The 20393-nt window shown below is 32.0% G+C and carries 15 protein-coding genes; all 15 read left to right on the forward strand.

Features of this window, described 5'->3' with window-relative positions; all coding sequences use genetic code 11:
- A partial coding sequence (locus ACTCDL_RS05705; RefSeq protein WP_463174866.1) for a carbohydrate kinase family protein occupies positions 1–751 on the forward strand: 751 nt, incomplete at its 5' end.
- 210 nt (positions 752–961) lie between these two features.
- Positions 962–2599 carry a methyl-accepting chemotaxis protein gene (locus ACTCDL_RS05710; protein WP_463174869.1) on the forward strand — a complete coding sequence of 546 codons (1638 nt, stop codon included), beginning with the start codon at positions 962–964 and terminating at the stop codon, positions 2597–2599.
- Positions 2600–2680: 81 nt separating this feature from the next.
- A complete protein-coding gene (locus ACTCDL_RS05715; RefSeq protein WP_463174875.1) occupies positions 2681–4720 on the forward strand; it encodes a glycoside hydrolase family 32 protein in 2040 nt (679 codons plus the stop codon).
- Between the two features lie 115 nt (positions 4721–4835).
- Positions 4836–5642, forward strand: coding sequence for a Cof-type HAD-IIB family hydrolase (locus tag ACTCDL_RS05720; RefSeq protein WP_463174877.1), 807 nt, complete (start codon positions 4836–4838; stop codon positions 5640–5642).
- Between the two features lie 29 nt (positions 5643–5671).
- Positions 5672–6097, forward strand: a complete 426-nt coding sequence (locus ACTCDL_RS05725; RefSeq protein ID WP_463174881.1) for a PPC domain-containing DNA-binding protein — start codon at positions 5672–5674, stop codon at positions 6095–6097.
- A 240-nt stretch (positions 6098–6337) separates the two neighbouring features.
- Positions 6338–7282, forward strand: coding sequence for an aminoimidazole riboside kinase (locus ACTCDL_RS05730; RefSeq protein WP_463174885.1), 945 nt, complete (start codon positions 6338–6340; stop codon positions 7280–7282).
- Between the two features lie 92 nt (positions 7283–7374).
- Positions 7375–8382 carry a LacI family DNA-binding transcriptional regulator gene (locus ACTCDL_RS05735; protein WP_463174889.1) on the forward strand — a complete coding sequence of 336 codons (1008 nt, stop codon included), beginning with the start codon at positions 7375–7377 and terminating at the stop codon, positions 8380–8382.
- 286 nt (positions 8383–8668) lie between these two features.
- Entirely contained in the window at positions 8669–10039 is a 1371-nt protein-coding gene (locus tag ACTCDL_RS05740) for a sucrose-specific PTS transporter subunit IIBC (RefSeq protein WP_463174891.1), read from the forward strand.
- 337 nt (positions 10040–10376) lie between these two features.
- The gene (locus ACTCDL_RS05745) at positions 10377–11858 is read left to right on the forward strand and encodes a glycoside hydrolase family 32 protein (RefSeq protein ID WP_463174893.1); all 1482 of its coding nucleotides are present in this window, start codon (positions 10377–10379) and stop codon (positions 11856–11858) included.
- 537 nt (positions 11859–12395) lie between these two features.
- Positions 12396–14288, forward strand: a complete 1893-nt coding sequence (locus ACTCDL_RS05750) for a histidine kinase dimerization/phosphoacceptor domain -containing protein (RefSeq protein ID WP_463174897.1) — start codon at positions 12396–12398, stop codon at positions 14286–14288.
- A 477-nt stretch (positions 14289–14765) separates the two neighbouring features.
- The gene (locus tag ACTCDL_RS05755) at positions 14766–15353 is read left to right on the forward strand and encodes an ANTAR domain-containing response regulator (RefSeq protein ID WP_463174901.1); all 588 of its coding nucleotides are present in this window, start codon (positions 14766–14768) and stop codon (positions 15351–15353) included.
- 940 nt (positions 15354–16293) lie between these two features.
- Complete coding sequence (locus ACTCDL_RS05760) at positions 16294–17280, forward strand: substrate-binding domain-containing protein (protein WP_463174907.1); 987 nt, start codon at positions 16294–16296, stop codon at positions 17278–17280.
- Positions 17281–17358: 78 nt separating this feature from the next.
- Positions 17359–18849: a sugar ABC transporter ATP-binding protein gene (locus ACTCDL_RS05765; RefSeq protein WP_463174911.1), complete on the forward strand. Its 1491-nt coding sequence runs from the start codon at positions 17359–17361 to the stop codon at positions 18847–18849.
- A 1-nt stretch (position 18850) separates the two neighbouring features.
- Positions 18851–19849 (forward strand): ABC transporter permease, encoded by a 999-nt coding sequence (locus tag ACTCDL_RS05770; RefSeq protein ID WP_463174914.1) that lies wholly within the window; start codon positions 18851–18853, stop codon positions 19847–19849.
- Between the two features lie 257 nt (positions 19850–20106).
- On the forward strand, positions 20107–20393 hold a 287-nt coding region (locus tag ACTCDL_RS05775), incomplete at its 3' end, for a PfkB family carbohydrate kinase (protein WP_463174918.1).

The following is a 20393-nucleotide window of genomic DNA, read 5'->3' on the forward strand; positions in this document are numbered from 1 at the left end:
TGAGAAAGGTGTCAATACTGGATCTATGCTATTAACTGATGAAGCTAGAACAGGGTTGACTTTTGTTACTTTAGATGAAAGTGGTGAGAGGAGTTTTAGTTTTTATATCAATCCTAGTGCAGATACATTTTTAAGAGCAGAAGATATTAATGAAGATATCTTTAAAGAGAATAAGATTTTGTATTTTGGGTCTATCTCTTTAATTCATGAACCAGCACGAAGTGCTACTAAATTTGCTGTTAAAAAAGCTAAAGAGCATGGAATGTTAATCTCTTATGACCCTAACTTGAGATTGAATCTTTGGCAAGATGCTGAAGTTGCAAAAGCTGGAATAACATCTATGTTAGGCGAAGCAGATATTTTAAAGATATCTGAAGAAGAGTTGGAGTTTATCACAGGAAGAGAAGATGTAGAAGCAGGAGTGAAAGAATTAAAAGCAGAGTATAATATTCCATTGATCTATGTTACTTTTGGTAGTAAAGGGGCTTATTATTACTATAATAATCAATTAAAATTTGTACCTGCAATGAAGGTAGAAACAGTAGACACTACAGGGGCAGGAGATGCTTTTGTATCTGGAATTTTACATAATCTTAATAAGACTGATAAGAAAATAGGTGAATTAGATAAAGCCTTTTTAGATTATACAATAAGGTTTGCTAGTATTTCTGGAGCCTTAGCTGCTTCTCAAAAAGGTGCAATGTCTGCATTACCTACTTTAGAGCAAGTTAAATCAATTATTGAGAAGTAACTCATAATCCTTGGTATTTTATTCTGATGCCAAGGATTATATTTTACATAAAATAAAAAATATAGCTATTTTTCAATAAAACTATACAGATATTTATAATTTAATAAGAAATATAAATACTGAATTATTTATATTATAATTGATCTAATTTTTATCTGTTCCTTTATCGTTGACATTAATAGTTGTTTAAGAAGAAAGGGGACGATGTTATTGCTTAAAGTTAAACAACAAATCAATTCTTTTAAGAAGGGGAAATTATTTAGTTTCTTATCTAAACTATTAGAAAAGTTAACTATTATTAGATTAATACAAGTTGGTTTTATTTTGTTGTTAGTTATTTTATTAGCTGTAGGTATTCTAGTTTTTAATAATACTAACCATACAAATAAAGTGATAAATAATTTAAATGAACAGGTTATTCCTGAAGTAAAACTTAATTCAGGTTTATTTATTGATACTAGTACTAAACAGGTACAAATTTATCAGTTTCAAGCTGGTATAATGAGTCCAGAAGGTATAACTAGTTTAGCAAACAGTAATTTTATTGAAGAAGATATTAAAGAATTGAAGGAAATATCGAATGAGTCCTATGAAAAAAAGCAATTAGAAACATTAGAGGAACTAAATTTAAACTTAAATAAGAAATTAAAGGAATTGATAAAAAAATCAGAGGATCTTGTAGCAAGAAGAGTTTTATTAAGAGAAATAAGTGATATTAATAGCCAAATTAATATTCTTAATGCTTCTTTAAATAAGAGAAATTGGGATAATTTAAGAACTACTACTATAAATTTAGCAGACTTTTCACTACAGAATCGAAATAGAGTATTGCTTATGACAGTAGTAGCTTTATTTTTGGGAATTCTTTTAGGGGGATTTATTACTATTAGAGTTTATAGGATAGTTTCAGAGATTAAAGAAGAAACAAAAGAAGTGGCTGATAAGATATACTCAGTTGATAATGCTGCTAAGGGTATTAAGGAGATTGCTGATTTACTAAATGATAATATTATGAGTTCAGAGAATAATATTACACAAGTTATATTGGATAATAAAGAAGTGGCTAGTTCAATTGAAGAAGTATCTTGTTCTATAAATGAAATAGCTATTGGTATTGAAAATTTAAATTCTCAGGCTGAAATTATTTCTGATGCTGGTGATGAAACATATAGTGTAATTACTAAAACAGTTGAAAAAATTAATATTGGTAGCGATCTTGTTCATAATACTGCTGAAACTATGAAGAGGTTGCAAAAGAGTATTGATAATGTTGGAAAAACATCTGATAAAATCATCAATATAGTAGATCAGACCAATTTACTGGCTTTAAATGCATCAATTGAAGCAGCTAGGGCAGGGGAATATGGACGAGGATTTGCTGTAGTTGCTGAAGAGATAAAGTCTTTAGCTGATGAGAGTGGTATAGCAGCTAAAGAAGTAAAATTGATTATGAAAGATGTAAAGAAAGTAGCCAAAAATGCTATTTCTGCAATGATTTTAGGAGAAAAAGAAGGTCAAAGTATTGTAAAAGTTTTTGATGAGATAGATTCATTATCTAAACAGTTGGCAACGAAAATGGAAAATGTAATGAAATCTTCTAAAAATCAAGTGGCAGCAACTCAGCAGATAAGTGCTGTTCTTGATGAAATTGCTGTATCAAGTCAAAATGTATCCAGTCAAACTATGGAAAGTTTAATTAAAAATGAAGAATTAGAAGTGATAATGAGTGATATAACATTATCTAATCAAGATTTATATGATAGATTAGAAGAGCAAGCTAAGATGATAGCAAGAGGATTAGATGTTATTGATAGCTTGGTTGATAACAGTAAGAAGCTTAGAGGATAACAATGTAATTTTAAAATTAAATCACTATATAATTACTTAATTGTTATACTATGTGAATTAACTTAAGAGGAGGTTGATTAAATGAAAAAATTAATTTTATTATTGATTGTTGCAATTTTTTTAGCTGGCTGTCATGTTAGTAATGCAGTTAAGGAAATTGAAACAAAAGAAATAACTGATATATATAACCATGACTTTGAAACAGGAGATTTAACTGGCTGGACAGTTGTTAGTGGAGATGCTTTTAGTATGGGCGATGTAAGTGACAGAGTTGATTGGGGTTGGGGAGGTCCTTTTAATCAAAATGGCAAATATCATTTATGGACCTATGCTGAAGGAGGAGATGACCAAGTTGGTGTCCTTAAATCTGACAACTTTAAGTTAAGTGGAAATGGTCAAATTGATCTTCTAGTAGGTGGAGGTAAAAATATAGAAAAGCTTTATATAGCTCTTGTTAGAGCAATTGATGGTAAGGAGCTCTTTAAAGCAACAGGAACTAATAGGGAAGGTTATAGAAAGGTTTATTGGGATGCTTCTGATTATCTTGGTCAAGAATGCTATATCAAAGTTGTAGATAATGCTAAAGGTGGTTGGGGTCATATTAATGTTGATGATATTAATGTTCCAGTTGAAGGTGTAAGTTCGTCTAAGCTGACAGCGATTAAGTTATCTAAGCCTAATTTTAAATATAATTCTGATAAGATAAAAGAATGGTATGCTGTCGACCCATATCGACCACAATATCACTTCTCTGCAATTAGTAATTGGATTAATGACCCAAATGGTTTGATTCAGTGGAATGGCGAGTATCATTTATTCTATCAATATCATCCAGATAGTACTGAATGGGGACCAATGCATTGGGGACATGCAATAAGTAAAGATTTAGTTCACTGGGAACACTTGCCGATTGCTTTAGCTCCTGAAGAAACTGATAAAGAAGGAGATATGAGTGGTATCTTCTCTGGTAGTGCTGTTGATGATAATGGAAAATTAACTTTAATTTATACAGACTCTACTGATACTAGGGCTAATCCTGGTGAGACTCCAGAAACTCAAGATATTGCTATTAGTGAAGATGGTATTAACTTTAAAAAGTATGAAGGTAATCCAGTAATTGATCAGGCACCAGATAAATCCAGTGCGGGCTTTAGAGATCCTAAAGTATGGAAGGATCAAGATGGTTTATGGAAGATGGTAGTTGGGTCTGGTGATGCTGGGAAAGGTAATGTGCAATTATATAGTTCTAAAGATTTAAAGGACTGGAAGTATGAAGGGATCTTATTTGAAGGTGATGGAACAAATGGTGCTATGTGGGAATGCCCTAATTTCTTCCCGCTAGGTAACAAATATGTTCTGCTTGTATCAGTTAATGAAACTATACAGTCCACGCTTTATTTTATAGGAGAGTATAAAGATAATAAGTTTATTGCTGAAAGAAGTGGAAATATTGACTTTGGTCCTGATTTCTATGCTGCTCAGACCTTTAAAGATGACAAGGGACGAATAATTATGATTGGCTGGATGGATCGTTGGGGAGGTACTATGCCAACTCAAAAGACTAATTGGGCTGGAGCAATGTCCTTACCACGAGAATTATTCTTATTACCTAATGCTGATTTAGGAACTAGACCAGTTAAAGAATTAACTAAGTTAAGAAGTGAAGATAATAAGCACATTTCTAATGTAGAAGTTAATCCTGAGACTGATAATATTTTAGAAGGGATTAAAGGAGATACTCTAGAGATTGTTGCTGAAATTAAAGTTAATGATGCTAAAGAGTTTGGAATTAATTTAAGAAGGTCTCCAAAGGGAAAAGAACAGCTGACTGTAAGCTATGATGTAGCTACAGAGGCTTTAGCTGTAAATAGAAACCTAGCTGGAATTGGAGATCGTGGAATCTATACTACTAAAGTTGAGTTAGTAGATAGTAATACATTGAAGCTCCACATTTATCTTGATCGTTCATCAGTTGAAGTATTTGCTAATGAGGGAGTAACTGCTGCTTCTACTCGTTTTTATCCACATTGGAAAGAAAGTATGGGAATAAATTTATTCTCTAAAGGTGGAAGTATAAAGATTAGGTCTCTTGATATTTGGGAACTTAACTCTGCATGGTAGATTGTTTTATTGAATAATAGAATTATGTAGAACTTAAACTTTAATTAGAATTATAAAATTAAATACAGGTCTTTTACAAGAAACGTCCAAATATATTGATAATAGGAGGGGTGTGATGGGTAACTTCAAAATGTTATGTTTAGATATTGATGGAACTTTACTTAATTCTCAACATCAAATTACAGAAAAAACAGTAAATATAATTCAACAAGTGGTTAAGGAAAAGAACCTTTTAGTAATTTTAGTTTCAGCTAGAATGCCCAAGGGAATTTGGTTTTTACAGAAAGAATTAAAGGTGAGACAGCCAATAATTTCTTATAATGGAGCCTTAGTTATTACTAATAACTTAGAACAATTGTCAAGTTTAAATATCTCTATATCAGACGTAAAAAAAGTATATAAGTTAGCCCAAGAATTAAAACTACATATGAGTCTATATAAAGATGATAACTGGTATGTAGATAAGATGGATAAGTGGGCTAAAGAAGAAAGTGAGATAACTAATATAAAACCTAATATCTTAAAATTTGATGATTTAATTTCATCATGGAAATCAGGCGCTAATAAGCTCTTATGCATAGGTACTCCTGAAAAGATAAAAGTATTAGAGGAGCAAGCTAAGGTCTGTTCTTTAGATAAGCTTACTATCTATCGTTCTAAACCGACTTATTTAGAAATAATCCCTAAAGCAGCTTCTAAAACAACAGCTATCAAAACTTTACAAGAAAAGTTCAATATCAAGAGAGAAGAGGTAATTGCTATAGGAGATAACTATAATGATATTGATATGTTAACATATGCAGGGTTAGGAGTGGCTATGGGTAACTCACCACAAGAAGTCAAGAAGGCTGCCAATGAAGTAACTCGATCTAATGATAATGATGGTGTAGCAGAAGCAATTAGAGAATATATATTAAATTGACAGTATTAAAATTTAGGAGGTAAATTTTAATGTTAAGAGAATACAATATCAAAAATATCTATCAAGGTCGCTTATACACAGGTGATGATTTATTAAAGGAGTTGACTAGGATAGTTCAAGAGAAAGGAATTAAGGTTGGAAAAATTTCTGCAATTGGAGCTGTGCAGAAGGCTAAGATATCTTATTATAATCAAGATCAGCAGGTATATCAAGATAGGGAGTTTAACGAGCATTTAGAGATTGTAAATCTATTGGGCAATATCTCTAGTAAGGATGGAGAAGTGATGATTCACGCTCATATCTCTTTAGGTGATGATGAGGGAAATCTTTTTGGAGGACATTTAGCTGAAGAAACAAGGGTATTTGCCTGTGAATTTATTATAGAAGAGTATCAAGGAGAACCACTAAATAGAGCTTATGATCAAGTTACAGGTTTGACATTATGGAGTGACTAGATTTTTAGAGATAAATTTGACAAAGATTAATCTAATCTATATAATTATTTCCAAAACCTTTATCTGATTTATAAATCTAAAAATTATAAAGGGGATAAATTTACAAATAATATGGTAACGAGTGATGTAAAAAGCTTTTTACTCGTTGCCTCTTACTTATCAGACAGTACTCAAATTGGGTAATATCACCATAAATAGGTGGTTGAATTATAAAAAACATGATAAAAAGAGGTGTATTCAATGAAAGGAATTATAACATTAGGAGAAGCATTGATTGATTTTATACCTTTGGATGAGAATAATATGAATTTTAAGAAGAATCCAGGGGGAGCTCCAGCCAATGTAGCAGTAGGACTTAGCAAATTAGGAGCAAAGACAACTTTTGTAGGTAAGGTAGGAAATGATGTATTGGGTGATTTTTTAAAAGAAACCTTAAGTGAGAAAGGTGTCAATACTAGCTCTATGCTATTAACTGATGAAGCTAGAACAGGTTTAGTCTTTGTTACATTAGATGAAAGTGGTGAGAGGAGTTTTAGTTTTTATATCAATCCTAGTGCTGATACTTTTTTAAGCCAAGATGATATTGATACTAAAATATTTAAAGAACATAAGATTTTACACTTTGGTTCTATCTCTTTAATCCATGAGCCAGCTCGTAGTGCTACTGAATATGCTGTTCAACAGGCTAAAGAGAATGGAATGCTAATCTCATATGATCCTAACTTGAGATTAAACCTTTGGCCTGATGCCAAGAGTGCCAAAGCAGGTATTATCTCTATGTTGGATAAGGCTGATATTCTTAAGATTTCTGATGAAGAGCTAGAGTTTATTACTGGAAAAGGTGATGTAGAAGCTGGGGTTAAGCAATTAAAAGAAGAGTATAAAATACCTTTGATTTATGTTACCTTTGGTAGTAAAGGATCTTATTATTATTACAATAATGAATTAGAGTTTGTACCTGCTATTAAAGTTGAGACTGTTGATACTACAGGAGCAGGAGATGCCTTTGTTTCAGGAATTTTATATAACTTAAATGAAACAGATCAAGAGATAAATGAATTGAACAAGGAATTTTTAGATACTACTACTAAATTTGCTAGTGTTTCTGGGGCTTTAGCAGCTTCGCAAAAGGGTGCTATGTCTGCTCTACCTAGTTTAGATCAAATTCAGGAAATGATAAAATAATTTGAATTAAAGTATTGACTTTTAAGTTAAATTATTATATAATTTTTATAAGAAGTTTTGGGAACGTTCCCAAAATAAAGGGGTTTAAAATTATGGGACTAACAATTAAAGAGATAGCTAAACTAGCTGGTGTTTCTAAATCTACAGTTTCAAGGGTGATTAATGATGCAGAACATGTTAGCGATAAGTCTAGAAAGAAGGTTCAGCAGGTAATAGAAGAAACAGGATATATTCCTAACTCTATAGCCAAAGATTTAAAGAAAAATAGTACTAATAGCATTGGAGTTATAGTACCTAGAATTAACACAAGTACTGTCTCCTCAGCAGTAGAGGGGATAAGTAATATTATGTATGACAATGGCTATAATCTTTTACTTACAAATACCAGATTAGATACTGCAGAAGAGATTAAGTATTTAGAGCTATTAAAGGAAAAGCGAGTAAGTGGAATTCTATTCTTTGCTACTGAAGTTACACCAAAGCATCTTGAGACTTTAAAAAAGATTGATTTACCAGTAGTAGTATTAGGGCAAGATATCAGTGATATTGTTGATTTCCCATGTGTAATTCACGATGATTTTAATTCAGCTAAGGATATAGTTAAATATCTAATCAAGTATGGTCACCAGCGAATTGCTTATATTGGTGTTCCAGAGTATGATATAGCTGTTGGACAGTTAAGAAAGAAGGGCTATAAAGAGGCTTTGGCAGAGAATAATCTTGAAGCTCCAGAAGAATATCTCTATAAAGGTGATTTTTCTATTAGCTCAGGTTATAAGGGAATGAAAGAGATAATTGAAAATTCTCAAGAGTTACCAACAGCATTATTTGCAGTAACTGATAGTTTAGCCCTTGGGGCTATTAAATACCTTAAAGAGCAAGGTTATCAAGTGCCAGAAGATATATCTGTAGTAGGAATTGGTAATTCTGAGATAAGCTCTTGGATTACTCCAGAGTTGACTACAATTGATTATGATCATCTCAAAGCTGGAGAAGAAGCTTCCAAGATCCTCTTAGATTATATCGATGGAAATAAATTCAAAGGTAGATTACTGATAGATTATCATATAGTAGAGAGAGAAAGTGTCAAAAAAATATAGGTATATAATTCATGCTTATATTTTTTAGAATTTTTGGGAACGTTCCCAAAAATGTTGCAAAGCAACTTTTCTATGGGGATATTCCTGAAATTATAAATTTAGATAAGATTATAACTTATATAAGCTTTATTTTGTAATTGTTTGAATGCTTTGATTAAAGAAGAGGAGATAATAAGAATAATTTCCCATAAGCAGATATTAATAATAAGATTATAAGCTCCTCTTTCCTATTATTTCTGGCTATTTTTAATATCTTAAAAACAGAATTAACTAAGGAGGAGAAAGAATGGACTATAGTGAGATAGCAAAGCAGATTTTAGAGGCTATTGGTGGAGAAGAGAATATTGATAGTGCAGCACATTGTGCTACAAGATTACGTTTAGTATTAAAAGATAATGATAAGGCTGATAAGGATAAGGTTGAAGAGATTCCTGTAGTAAAAGGGGCATTTATTAACTCAGGTCAGTTTCAGATTATTATTGGTCAGGGAACTGTTAACAAAGTATATGCAGAGATGACTAAAGAAGGTGATGTCTCTGAAGTAAGTACTGGCGAAGCTAAGAAAGCAGCCATGAAGAATTTAAATCCCTTACAGAGATTTGCTAGAATGTTATCAAATATCTTTGTACCTATTATTCCAGCGATAGTTGCTAGTGGGTTATTGATGGGCTTTTTAGGAATGGCGAAAACCTATCATTGGGTCAACCCAGATAGTGGATTACTGACATTATTAGATATGTTCTCAAATGCAGCTTTTGTATTTTTACCAGTATTGATTGCCTTTAGTGCTGCTAAGCAATTTGGAGCAAATCCTTATTTAGCTGCTGCACTTGGTGCAATTATGATTCATCCTGCTCTACAGAATGCTTGGACAATGGGAGAAGGTATTAAGAATACTATTGAAGTATTTGGTTTAAATGTAGGAATGGTTGGATATCAAGGAACAGTATTGCCTGTTTTAGTTGCTGTATGGGTGATGGGCTATATTGAAAGAAGTCTTAGAAAGGTTGTACCAAATGTTTTAGATATTATTGTGACTCCATTTTTAACTATTTTAATTTCTGGATTTATTACACTAATAGCAATTGGTCCAGCTATGAGATTTATAGGTGATGGAATTGGTCTTAGTTTACAGGCTATTTATAATGTTGGAGGTCCTATTGCTGGTTTATTATTTGGTGGGCTTTATTCTACAATAGTAATTACTGGTGTTCACCATAGTTTTCATGCTATTGAAGCTGGATTATTGTCAAATCCTAAGATTGGTATTAACTTTTTATTACCAATCTGGTCTATGGCTAACGTTGCTCAGGGGGGAGCTGCTTTGGCAGTTTATTTTAAAACTAAAAATACTAAACTTAAAGCTATCTCTTTACCAGCAGCAACATCTTGTCTGTTAGGGATTACTGAAGCAGCTATCTTTGGTGTTAATTTAAGATTAGTTAAACCTTTTATTGCTGCAGCAATTGGTGGTGCTTTAGGTGGTGCTTATGTAGTAGCTACCAAGGTTGGAATGATTGGATTAGGTTTAACAGCTATTCCAGGAGCAAGTATAGTTGAATCCGGTTCTTTAATGCACTATATTATTGGTTTAGTAATAGCCTTTGGGGGAGCATTTATTGGAACTTGGTTGATTGGTTTTAAAGAAGATAAATAATCCAAGATAAAGAAGGGGGTTAACCTCCTTCTTTATCATTTAATCTAAGAATTTGATTTTGAGGATGGAATTAAGATGATTATTTTAATTTTAACTTTAAGCTCAAATATAGATGTCTAATTCTAAAGTAAAACTTAATGGGTATATTACGACACTTTCGTGTTAGTGTGAGTGTGTGTGAAGTGCCTTTCCATTGGGGTTTGATCACACTCACACTCACACTGATATTTAAAAGTGTCGCATTATCTCTATAGAGATAAATTTCATTATAAATTTGATTGATTATCTGTTTTACTTATCACTTGTTACTAATTATTGAGTATAGAGAGGTGGAATTATGAATAAAGATAATGAAAAGAAGTTATTAGCCAAAGCTAATCAAATTATTGAAGAGAATAGGGATAAAGTAGAGAATGATTATTATAGATTAAAGTATCATTTAATGGCTCCAGTAGGTTGGTTAAATGATCCAAACGGATTTATTCAGTTTAATGGACAGTATCATTTGTGCCATCAATTCAATCCATTGTATCCAGAAGATAAATTAGTTTGCTGGGGTCATTATAAGAGTAGTAATTTGCTTGAATGGGAAGAGTTACCGATAGCTCTTACTCCAAGTGAGTGGTATGAAACTCATGGTTGTTATTCAGGAAGTGCCTTTGATAATGACGGTGTACTTACTTTAATGTATACCGGTAATGTAAAAAATGAAATGGGCAATAGAGAGACTTATCAATGTTTAGCTATAACAGAGGATGGAATCAACTTTAAAAAATTAGGTCCTGTAATTGAAAATCAACCTGAAGGTTATACAAGGCACTTTAGAGACCCTAAAGTCTGGAAGAAGGATGGAATCTGGTATATGGTTATAGGTACTCAGACAACTGATTTAGAAGGAAGAGTTCTGCTATATAAATCTAAAGATTTACAACAATGGAGTTTAATAGGAGAGGTGGCTGGGAGTAATCTCAATGACCTTAATGATTTTGGATATATGTGGGAGTGTCCTGATCTATTTGAACTAAATAACAGAGATGTTCTGATTGCTTTACCACAAGGTTTAGAGGCTGAAGGTCATCTTTATAATAATATCTATCAAGCAGGATATCTAGTAGGTAAGCTGGATTATAATACTGGTAGAATGGAGCATGGTGAATTTAGAGAATTAGATAGAGGCTTTGATTTCTATGCTGCTCAGACTACTATTGATGATAAGGGTCGAAGAATAATGATTGCTTGGATGGGATTGCCAGAAGAGGATCAAAACTATGCCGAAAGAGAGAATGGTTGGATTCATTGTTTGACTATCCCGCGTGAATTAAGGCTTAATGAGAACAATAGGTTAATTCAAAGCCCAATCGAAGAGTTAAAGAAATTGCGGAGCGGTCATGTAGAATATAAGTCGATAGAGGTCAATAATCAAGAATTAGATTTAGAAGGTATTGCAGGTGATGTGGCTGAATTAATCGTTGAATTTGACTTAGTAGATGCTGAAGAATTTGGTGTGAAGTTAAGGTGTTCTGCTGATGGAAAGGAAGAGACAGTAATTAAATATAAGACAGAAGATAAGCTCTTATCTTTTGATAGAAATAAGGCTGGATTGGGTGGAGGGGGAGTACGCCATTGTTTAATAGAGAATGATGGTAGGCTCAAATTACACTTTTTCATCGATAAGTCCTCTATAGAGATGTTTGTTAATGATGGTCAAGAAGTATTCTCCAGTAGAATCTATCCCGATCAAGATAGTAAGAAGATTAAATTTTTTGCTAGAAATGGAAAAACTATCATTAATAAAATTAAGAAATGGAATCTTGAATAATAATTTAGTAATTATTAAATAAAACTCTTCATTATACTGAATAATGAAGAGTTTTATTATTTTTAAAAGAAGAAAATGAATTATTTGAACTAATAGATAAAGTTAAGTCTATTTATTGACATTTATTTCATTCTATAATACAATTTATAATACAATTATCATAAATTACAATCCCCTATCCAAAACTTGATAAAGATTACCCTTAGCTCTGTGGCTAAGAATTTATTTAAAAATCAACTTCTTATTTATAGGCATTACTATTGTTTATTAACCCTTCATAGATTTATTTTATCTTGTAAATTCCGATTGAAACTAAGCTTGAGATTAAGCTTAAGCAAAGCATAAAGTATGGGTCTATAATGTTATAGATATAAAACTCTAAAGTGAACATTAGAGTTTTTTTATGTTTTTGATTCTAACTCTAACTCGATACTCATCACTTGTCACCGTCATCCAACTTAACTTTAATTGGATTCAATTCTAAAGTTGGCTGACTATACTATTTTTGCTAAATATAATAAGAGGTGGTGTAGCAAAATGAATCAAAGTATTCTTAAGATTAACAACTTATTTTCTAACAATTCAGAAGGATATAGTATTGAGGGGGTAAATTTAGATTTAAATTATGGGGAGGTACATAGCTTAGTAGTAGAAAATGAATCAGTCAGCGAGTTATTTATCAAAACTATTGCAGCTTATCTCAAAGGTGGAGTATTAGCAGAGATATTTGCTGATCTAACTTTAAAAGAGGTTGAAGGAGAGTTGAATTTTAAAGATAAAGTTATAAAAATAGATTATAATCAGAATTTATCTGAAATAGAATTTTTACTAAAGAAAATTTCTCTGACTAATTCTTTCTCTATAGCAGAGAATCTCTTTAATTTAAAGTATCCAACTAAAGGGTGGTTTAACTTCATTGATTGGAATCAAGTTAATAACAGGTCTGAAGATATTTTAGCAAAGTTTAACTTTGAGTTAGATTATAAAGCCAAAGTGAATACCTTATCTACAGAAGAGAAGAAATTAGTAGCTATTGCAAAGGTGTTTTTGAAAGAACCAGACGTAATTATTATGAATGAGATAACTGATAAGCTAGGCTCTGAGTCGACTTCTAAGGTCTATGATATTATAAATAAATATAAAAAGTCTGGTGGAAGCATTATTTATATCACTAAAAGTTGGGAAGAGGCTTTGAAGATTTCTGATAGAATTTCAATCTTAGCCAACTCTAAAATTAAAGGGACTTTATCAGCTACTGAAGCTAAAAAATGCCCCCAGAAATTATTGAATATGTTGGTAGATTATAACTATAGAGAGGTTGAGTCGACTGTCAGTGATGAGCGGGAAGTTTTAGATGCCGTCTTTAAAGCAGCTGAATTTCTAACTTCTGAATATGAATTGAAAGATGTACTCTTGTTATTAGCTAAGCAAGTAAGTAAAGTTATGAATGCTGATGGCTGTATTATAAATCTAATTGATGAAGCTACTGGTACAGTAATAGATAGTCTAGAGTTTAAAATAAAGGAAGATTTAGAGTCAAAATTAACCAAGAAGTCAATTTTGAGTATTTCAAAAGAGGATAATTTTTATTATTCTAATGCCAATGATAAGGAATTTTTTTCTCTATTTAAAAAAATTAATAAGGTGAGAACTATTATCTGTATTCCCCTTCTGATTAGATCTCATGTCTCAGGAATTATTCAAATTTTTTATGAAGAATTTTATTTACATTCCGAAGAAGAAGCTAAATATTTATCAGCTTTTGCTAGGCAAGCTGCACTAGCTATTGAAGATACTAGATTAATGGGCAAATCTGCTCTATTACAAGAAAGTCATCATCGAATTAAGAATAATCTTCAAGCTATAGTGAACTTGATATCTTTACAGAAAACTTTTATCAGTAAAGATTCAGATAAGTCTATTGATGATATATTAGATAATATTATCTTAAGGATTAAAAGCATAGCTACTGTACATGATATCTTATCTAAGGATAAATTTGGTAGGAGCATTACAAATCTCAAGACCTTGATTAAAATTATTGTAAGATTTATTAATTTAGATAAGAAGGTAAAGGTCAATTTAGAACTGGATGATATATTCATTGCTTATAATAAAGCATCTTCAATTGCTTTAATCGTTAATGAATTGGTTAGTAACTCTATTGAGCATGCATTTCCTAATGGATGGGATGGTAGGCTAGAGATTAAATGTAAACGCCTTGAAGAGATAATCTTGTTAGTAATCAAAGATAATGGAGTAGGGATACCTCCAGATTTTAATTTAGCTAAGATGGATAGTTTGGGATTATCGATAGTTGATTCTGTAATTAGAAATGAATTTAAAGGGGAAGTAAAATTCTCCAATTTAGAGCAAGGAACCAAAGTAGTAATAAAGCTACCAATTAAAAGTATTTCATTAGGGAGTTAACTTGCTATTTGAGTTTGAGTTTAATGTGATAATTAGTGATTAATGGATATGTTTCTATAATTGGACTTTGCAAAGCAAATAAACTTTTTATTAATCTAATTTAAAAAGTTACGGGAAAGCTTATCAGCTTTTTCCCGTGTTGCTTTTGCCATTGCCGCAAAAGTAACCCAAAGGTCTAGAAGAAAATTCAACTCTCTCAGCAAACAGAATGCTAAATAATATTATTGATTAGATTATTTAATTGAATCTTGATTAAGCTCTAAATTTTAGTTCAATTTTTGCTTCGTTCAAATAGTAATTTTCTTCGGTTTTAAAATTTTTAAAACCTTTTAATTATTAACTGCACATTTTTAATTGTAAATTTAAAAATGTTGCAATATTTTCATATTTTATCAAATATTATACTAATATGAGTTATAAAGTTAAAAGTTATATTAAAGATATATCTTCAATTTATTATTTATTAGGGGGGATCTTATGCAAAAACCATTAAAGATTGTAATAGCAGAAGATGAGTACTTATGTTTGATAGGGCTAAAGGCTAATCTGGAAAGCCTGGGTTATGAAGTGGTTGGAGAAGCAACTGATGGTGAAGAAGCGGTCAAGTTGGCTCTAGATAAAAGACCAGATTTAATAATTATGGATATTAATATGCCCTCTTTAGATGGAATTGAGGCAATCAGAAAGATTAATAATAAGACTTTCATTCCTAGTATAATAGTCAGTGGCTATCATGACCAAGAGTTAATAGAGAAGGCTAGTGGTGAAGATATTTTTGCTTATCTAGTTAAACCTGTTGATGCCAATGATTTAAGTGCTGCTATCAAAGTGGCTATGTCTAGATATAAAGAATTTAAGAAATTACAGAATGAATTAGAAGATACTAAAGTTTCTCTACAAAACCGTAAGTATATAGAAAGAGCAAAAGGGATTTTAATGGATAGAAAAGGATTGAAAGAGGCAGAGGCGATGAAAGCATTACAGAAAATGAGTAGAGATAATAATAAGAAGATGATAGATATAGCTAAAGAGATAATTAAAGCAGATAGTCTGTTTAGTGTATAGGATGATCTGTTGATTTACTTAGGTTAAATGATTAGTATCATTCTAGAAAGTTAATTATTAGTTAATAAACCCCAAAATTAAGTAAAGATGAGATTTACAGAGGATAATGGAGTTAAAACTTTATAATTGTTTGAGATTGTATTTGATTGAATTTGATTGTTTTGGTGTGATGGTGTATAATAAATTTATCAAGTGAGATAGTTATTAGTTTTCTTTATACTCATGGTCGGTATGAAGAAATTATCTTAATAAAATAATAAGTACACAACTTAAAATATATAATCTATGCCTATGGTTGGTATAGATTATAGGGGTTATGGGTGCCCCATATATGTACATGTTAACTTATGTATACATATATGGGGCACCTATTTTTATTTATATAAGACTATAAGATATAATCTATAAGTAAAACAATCATATATAATCATATAAGCTTGATTAGAAAAGAAGAAACTCAGGATAGACTTTAGATTTTAATGTTAAGAAAATTTAATATAGCGGGTATAATCTTTATAATAACTCTAAGTATAATAGCCCATTTATATTAAGATCTTTAATGATTTTGATATAGGTGGGCTATTATATTTAAAAATATATTAGCTGGATAATTAGAGTTATAAGTTTTAACTACTTACAATAAGGACTCTTATTATAAATATGGGTATAAGACCCTATTATAAGAGATGAAATGGGAGGGGGGGAGTAAACAGCTAACTTGACAATTATTATAAGGGGATATTTTATTAGAATAAAATATCCATAAGTTGATTAATAAGAGCCAATAAGTTTAATTTTATAAGGGCTTTATAATACAGGTGGGGCATTAAGCCCCATCTATAAGATAAAGGTAAAAGTTTATAGGACTTAAGTCATTATAATTAGTCTAAGTTCAGTATTTAATTAATTTAAAGTACAAATAACAAAGGGGGATTTATTAATGTTTAATAAAAGAGGAATGATATTGACATTAGCAGTAGCTTTAGTCTTTGCTTTAACAGTAAATGTAGGTGCATGGTGGATCTTTGGTGGTGATGATCAGCAAAAGGAGAATAAAACTGGTAAACCTCATGAAGGAATCAAGGTTGGAATTACCTTTATGACCACTGACAATCCATTCTTTAAAGCGATGGAAGATTCTGTTAGAGAAGAAGTAGAGGGTAATTTAAATGGTACCCTACTTGTTTCTAATGGTCAACATGATGCTGCTAAACAATTGGCTGATGTTGAGGATATGATTGTTCAAGGGATCGAGCTATTACTATTAAACCCTGTTGATTATGAAGCATCTGAAAGTATTGTTGCTGCTGCCAAAGAGGCTGGAATTCCAGTTGTCTGTGTTGATGGTGATTCTATTGGTAATCGTGATATCTTTATTGCTTCTAATAACTATGAAGCTGGTGTGATTAATGCTGAATATGTTAATAAACGATTGAATGGAAAAGGAAATGTTGTTGTTATCAATGGTAACCCTGTATCGGCTGTAAGAAATAGATATAATGGTTTTATGGAAACTATTAAAAAATATCCAGGAATCAAAGTTGTTGCTGAACAAAATGGTGATGGTACAAAGGCTAAATCAATGGAAGTTATGGAGAATATCTTACAGGCTCATCCACAAATTGATGCTGTCTTTGCTATCAATGACCCAAGTGCTTTAGGGGTAGTAGCTGCTGCTCAATCTGCTGGTCGTGCTGATGAATTCTTTGTAATGGGGGTAGATGGTTCTCCAAATGCAGTTGAAGTAATTGCTAATAATGATACTGGAATGGGAATGGCTGCCACTGCTGCCCAAGAGCCAGCCAAGATTGGTAAGTTAGGTGTTAAGTATGGATTAATGTTACTAGATGGTAAGGAAGTTCCTGATGAATTACCTGTAGCAGTAAAATTGATCACTAATGAAAATGCTGCTAACTTTAGTTGGTAAAATATTTACAGAGTAAGAGTTGAAGGCAACTCTTACTCTAATTATTAGCTTTAAACTCTAATAGAGGGGTGCCTATTTATGGATAATATTTTAGAGATGAAGGATATCAATAAATCTTTCTTTGGTGTTAGGGCATTAAAGAATGTTAGTTTAGAAATTCGTAGAGGAGAAGTTCACTGCTTGATTGGAGAGAATGGAGCGGGAAAGTCTACGTTAATGAAGATTCTTTCAGGTGCTTATCAAAGAGATTCTGGCCAGATACTATTTAATGGGAAGCCATTAGATACAAGTAGTACTCTACAAGTACAACAAGAAGGAATTAGTATAATTTATCAAGAATTTAATCTGGCTTCTGTATTGAGTGTAGCTGAAAATATATTTATGGGTAGAGAGCCACTTAATAAATTCAAAATGATTGATAAAGAGAAGATGTATGCTAATACTCAAGAGATATTAGATAAATTAGGTGTAGAGGTTAGCCCTAAGGCTTTGGTTAATAAGTTAAGTGTTGCTGAACAACAGTTTGTTGAAATTGCTAAAGCACTCTCCTTTGGCGCCAAATTGATTGTCATGGACGAACCTTCGGCAACTTTAACACCTAAAGAATTAGAACGTTTATTTGCAGTTATTTATGATTTGAAGATGAAAGGTGTATCTATTATCTATATCTCTCATCATTTAGATGAGTTGATTGAAATTGGCGATAGAGTAACAGTATTGCGTGATGGGGAGCATGTGGCTACTGATGATGTAGATAATATTGATAAGGATCAGATTATTCGCTGGATGGTAGGCAGAGATTTGACCAATAGTTATCCGCCACGAACAGTAACACCAGGAGAAAAGGTATTAGAGGTTAAAAATCTCTCTAGTGAAGGGGTTTTAAAGGATATCAACTTTTCTTTATACAAAGGTGAGATTTTAGGAGTTGCAGGTCTGGTAGGGGCTGGAAGAACAGAATTGGTTAGAGCTTTATATGGTGCTGACCCTAAGGATACAGGAGAGATTTATCTTAATGAGCAATTAATCAATGTAGAGTCTCCTAAAGATAGTATTGACCATGGTATTGGTCTGTTGCCAGAGGATAGAAAGCAACAGGGGGTTGTCTTAGGTCAGTCAATCAAGAATAATATCACTTTAGCTAAGATAGATAAGATAACCAAAAAGATACTGATTGATAATGGGCAAGAGAGAAAAGAAGTACAGCAATATATTGAGAGTTTAGGGGTGAAGACACCTTCTCAAGAGATGTTAGCTAGAAACTTAAGTGGAGGTAATCAGCAGAAGGTTGTTTTAGCTAAATGGATGTTTACCAATTCTAATATTTTAATCTTTGATGAGCCAACTAGAGGAATTGATGTTGGTGCTAAATATGAAATCTATGAATTGATGAATAAATTGACTGAGCAAGGGAAATCAATTATTATGATCTCTTCTGAGTTACCAGAGATTATTGGGATGAGTGATAGGGTTTTAGTCATGCATAAAGGTAGAATTAGTAGTGTTTATGATCGTACAGAATTAAGTCAAGAAAAAATTATGAAGAGTGCTGCTGGGGAGGTAGGTTAAGATGGATTTAGAATTAACTCAAAAAATCAGTTCTTCTGATAAAAAGAATAGCTTTTTTGAAAAGATTAATAACAGTTATTATAAACCTGAGATATATGCAGTTATCGGTTTAATCTTATTATCTATTGCGTTATCAATTGCTAGTCCTTACTTTTTTACATCTAGAAATATGATTAACTTGGCCCGCCAAGTTTCGTTAAATGCTATTATTGCGACTGGTATGACTTTTGTAATCTTAACAGGTGGAATTGATCTATCAGTGGGTTCTATTGTAGCCTTTACAGGGACATTGATTGCAGGATTTATTGTGAATTCAGGGATGTCACCAGTACTAGCCAGTATTTTAGGATTGGCTTTAGGAACCTCTTTTGGTGTTTTTAATGGTTTAGTAATCTCTAATACTAAGATACCACCAATTATTGTGACTTTAGGTACTATGTCAATGGCTAGAGGTGCTGCTTTATTATATACTGGAGGGAGTCCAATTGCTGGATTATCAGCTGGCTTTAAGTTTATTGGTAGAGGCTATTTAGGAGCAATTCCAGTACCAGTTTGGATTATGGTTCTTATTTTAGCTGTGGCTAGTGTAGTATTAAACAAGACCAAATTTGGTCGCCATGTATGTGCCCTTGGAGATAATGAAGAGACAGTTAGACTTTCAGGAATCAGTGTCAAAGCAATTAAAATGAAGATTTATATGATTACAGGATTTATGTCAGCAGTTGCTGGTTTGATCTTAGCTGCTCGTCTAGGTTCTGGGCAACCTTTAGCAGGTGAAGGATGGGAATTGGATGCTATTGCTGCTACAGTAGTTGGAGGAACTGATATTATGGGTGGTAGAGGTACAATTGTAGGAACTCTGATTGGAGCCTTTATTATTGGAATGATCAATAATGGATTGAATCTATTGAATGTATCTCCATATCTACAACTAGTAGTAAAAGGAGCAGTTATTGTAGGTGCTGTATTTGTTAGATCAGGAGTTGTAAAGAGAAAATAGATTTTTAATATTGAAATTTATTAATTAATTCGAATATAGATGTCCACCCCTAAAGTGAAACTTAATGGGTATATTGCGACACTTTTTTACTTCAGTGTATAGTTGATAGTTGATAGTTAAGTTCAAAACCATTTAAATATAGGTTTTTAGTCCTTTAACTATCCACTATACACTATCAACTATCAACTCAAAAGTGTCGCACTATCTATCTAAAGTTTAATTTTAAATTCATGTATCTATTAAAGAGGTGAAGTATTATGAAAGGTATTATTAGTTTGGGGGAAGCATTGATTGATTTTACCCCTTTAGATGAGAATAATATGAAATTTCAAAAGAGTCCGGGAGGAGCACCTGCTAATGTGGCAGTAGGACTTAGTAAATTAGGAGCAAAGACAACTTTTGTAGGTAAGGTAGGAAATGATGTATTAGGTAGCTTTTTAAAAGAGACTTTAGATGAGAATGGTGTCAATACTGGCTCTATGCTATTAACTGATGAAGTTAGAACAGGTTTAGTCTTTGTTACATCTGTCTCTTATACACATCT

This window comes from Orenia sp., from assembly GCF_055140805.1.

Coding starts and splice junctions, on each gene's coding strand:
- ACTCDL_RS05715 (WP_463174875.1), top strand. CDS start 2,681: ATGAAAAAATTAATTTTATTATTGATTGTTGCAATTTTTTTAGCTGGC.
- ACTCDL_RS05720 (WP_463174877.1), top strand. CDS start 4,836: ATGGGTAACTTCAAAATGTTATGTTTAGATATTGATGGAACTTTACTT.
- ACTCDL_RS05725 (WP_463174881.1), top strand. CDS start 5,672: ATGTTAAGAGAATACAATATCAAAAATATCTATCAAGGTCGCTTATAC.
- ACTCDL_RS05730 (WP_463174885.1), top strand. CDS start 6,338: ATGAAAGGAATTATAACATTAGGAGAAGCATTGATTGATTTTATACCT.
- ACTCDL_RS05735 (WP_463174889.1), top strand. CDS start 7,375: ATGGGACTAACAATTAAAGAGATAGCTAAACTAGCTGGTGTTTCTAAA.
- ACTCDL_RS05740 (WP_463174891.1), top strand. CDS start 8,669: ATGGACTATAGTGAGATAGCAAAGCAGATTTTAGAGGCTATTGGTGGA.
- ACTCDL_RS05745 (WP_463174893.1), top strand. CDS start 10,377: ATGAATAAAGATAATGAAAAGAAGTTATTAGCCAAAGCTAATCAAATT.
- ACTCDL_RS05750 (WP_463174897.1), top strand. CDS start 12,396: ATGAATCAAAGTATTCTTAAGATTAACAACTTATTTTCTAACAATTCA.
- ACTCDL_RS05755 (WP_463174901.1), top strand. CDS start 14,766: ATGCAAAAACCATTAAAGATTGTAATAGCAGAAGATGAGTACTTATGT.
- ACTCDL_RS05760 (WP_463174907.1), top strand. CDS start 16,294: ATGTTTAATAAAAGAGGAATGATATTGACATTAGCAGTAGCTTTAGTC.
- ACTCDL_RS05765 (WP_463174911.1), top strand. CDS start 17,359: ATGGATAATATTTTAGAGATGAAGGATATCAATAAATCTTTCTTTGGT.
- ACTCDL_RS05770 (WP_463174914.1), top strand. CDS start 18,851: ATGGATTTAGAATTAACTCAAAAAATCAGTTCTTCTGATAAAAAGAAT.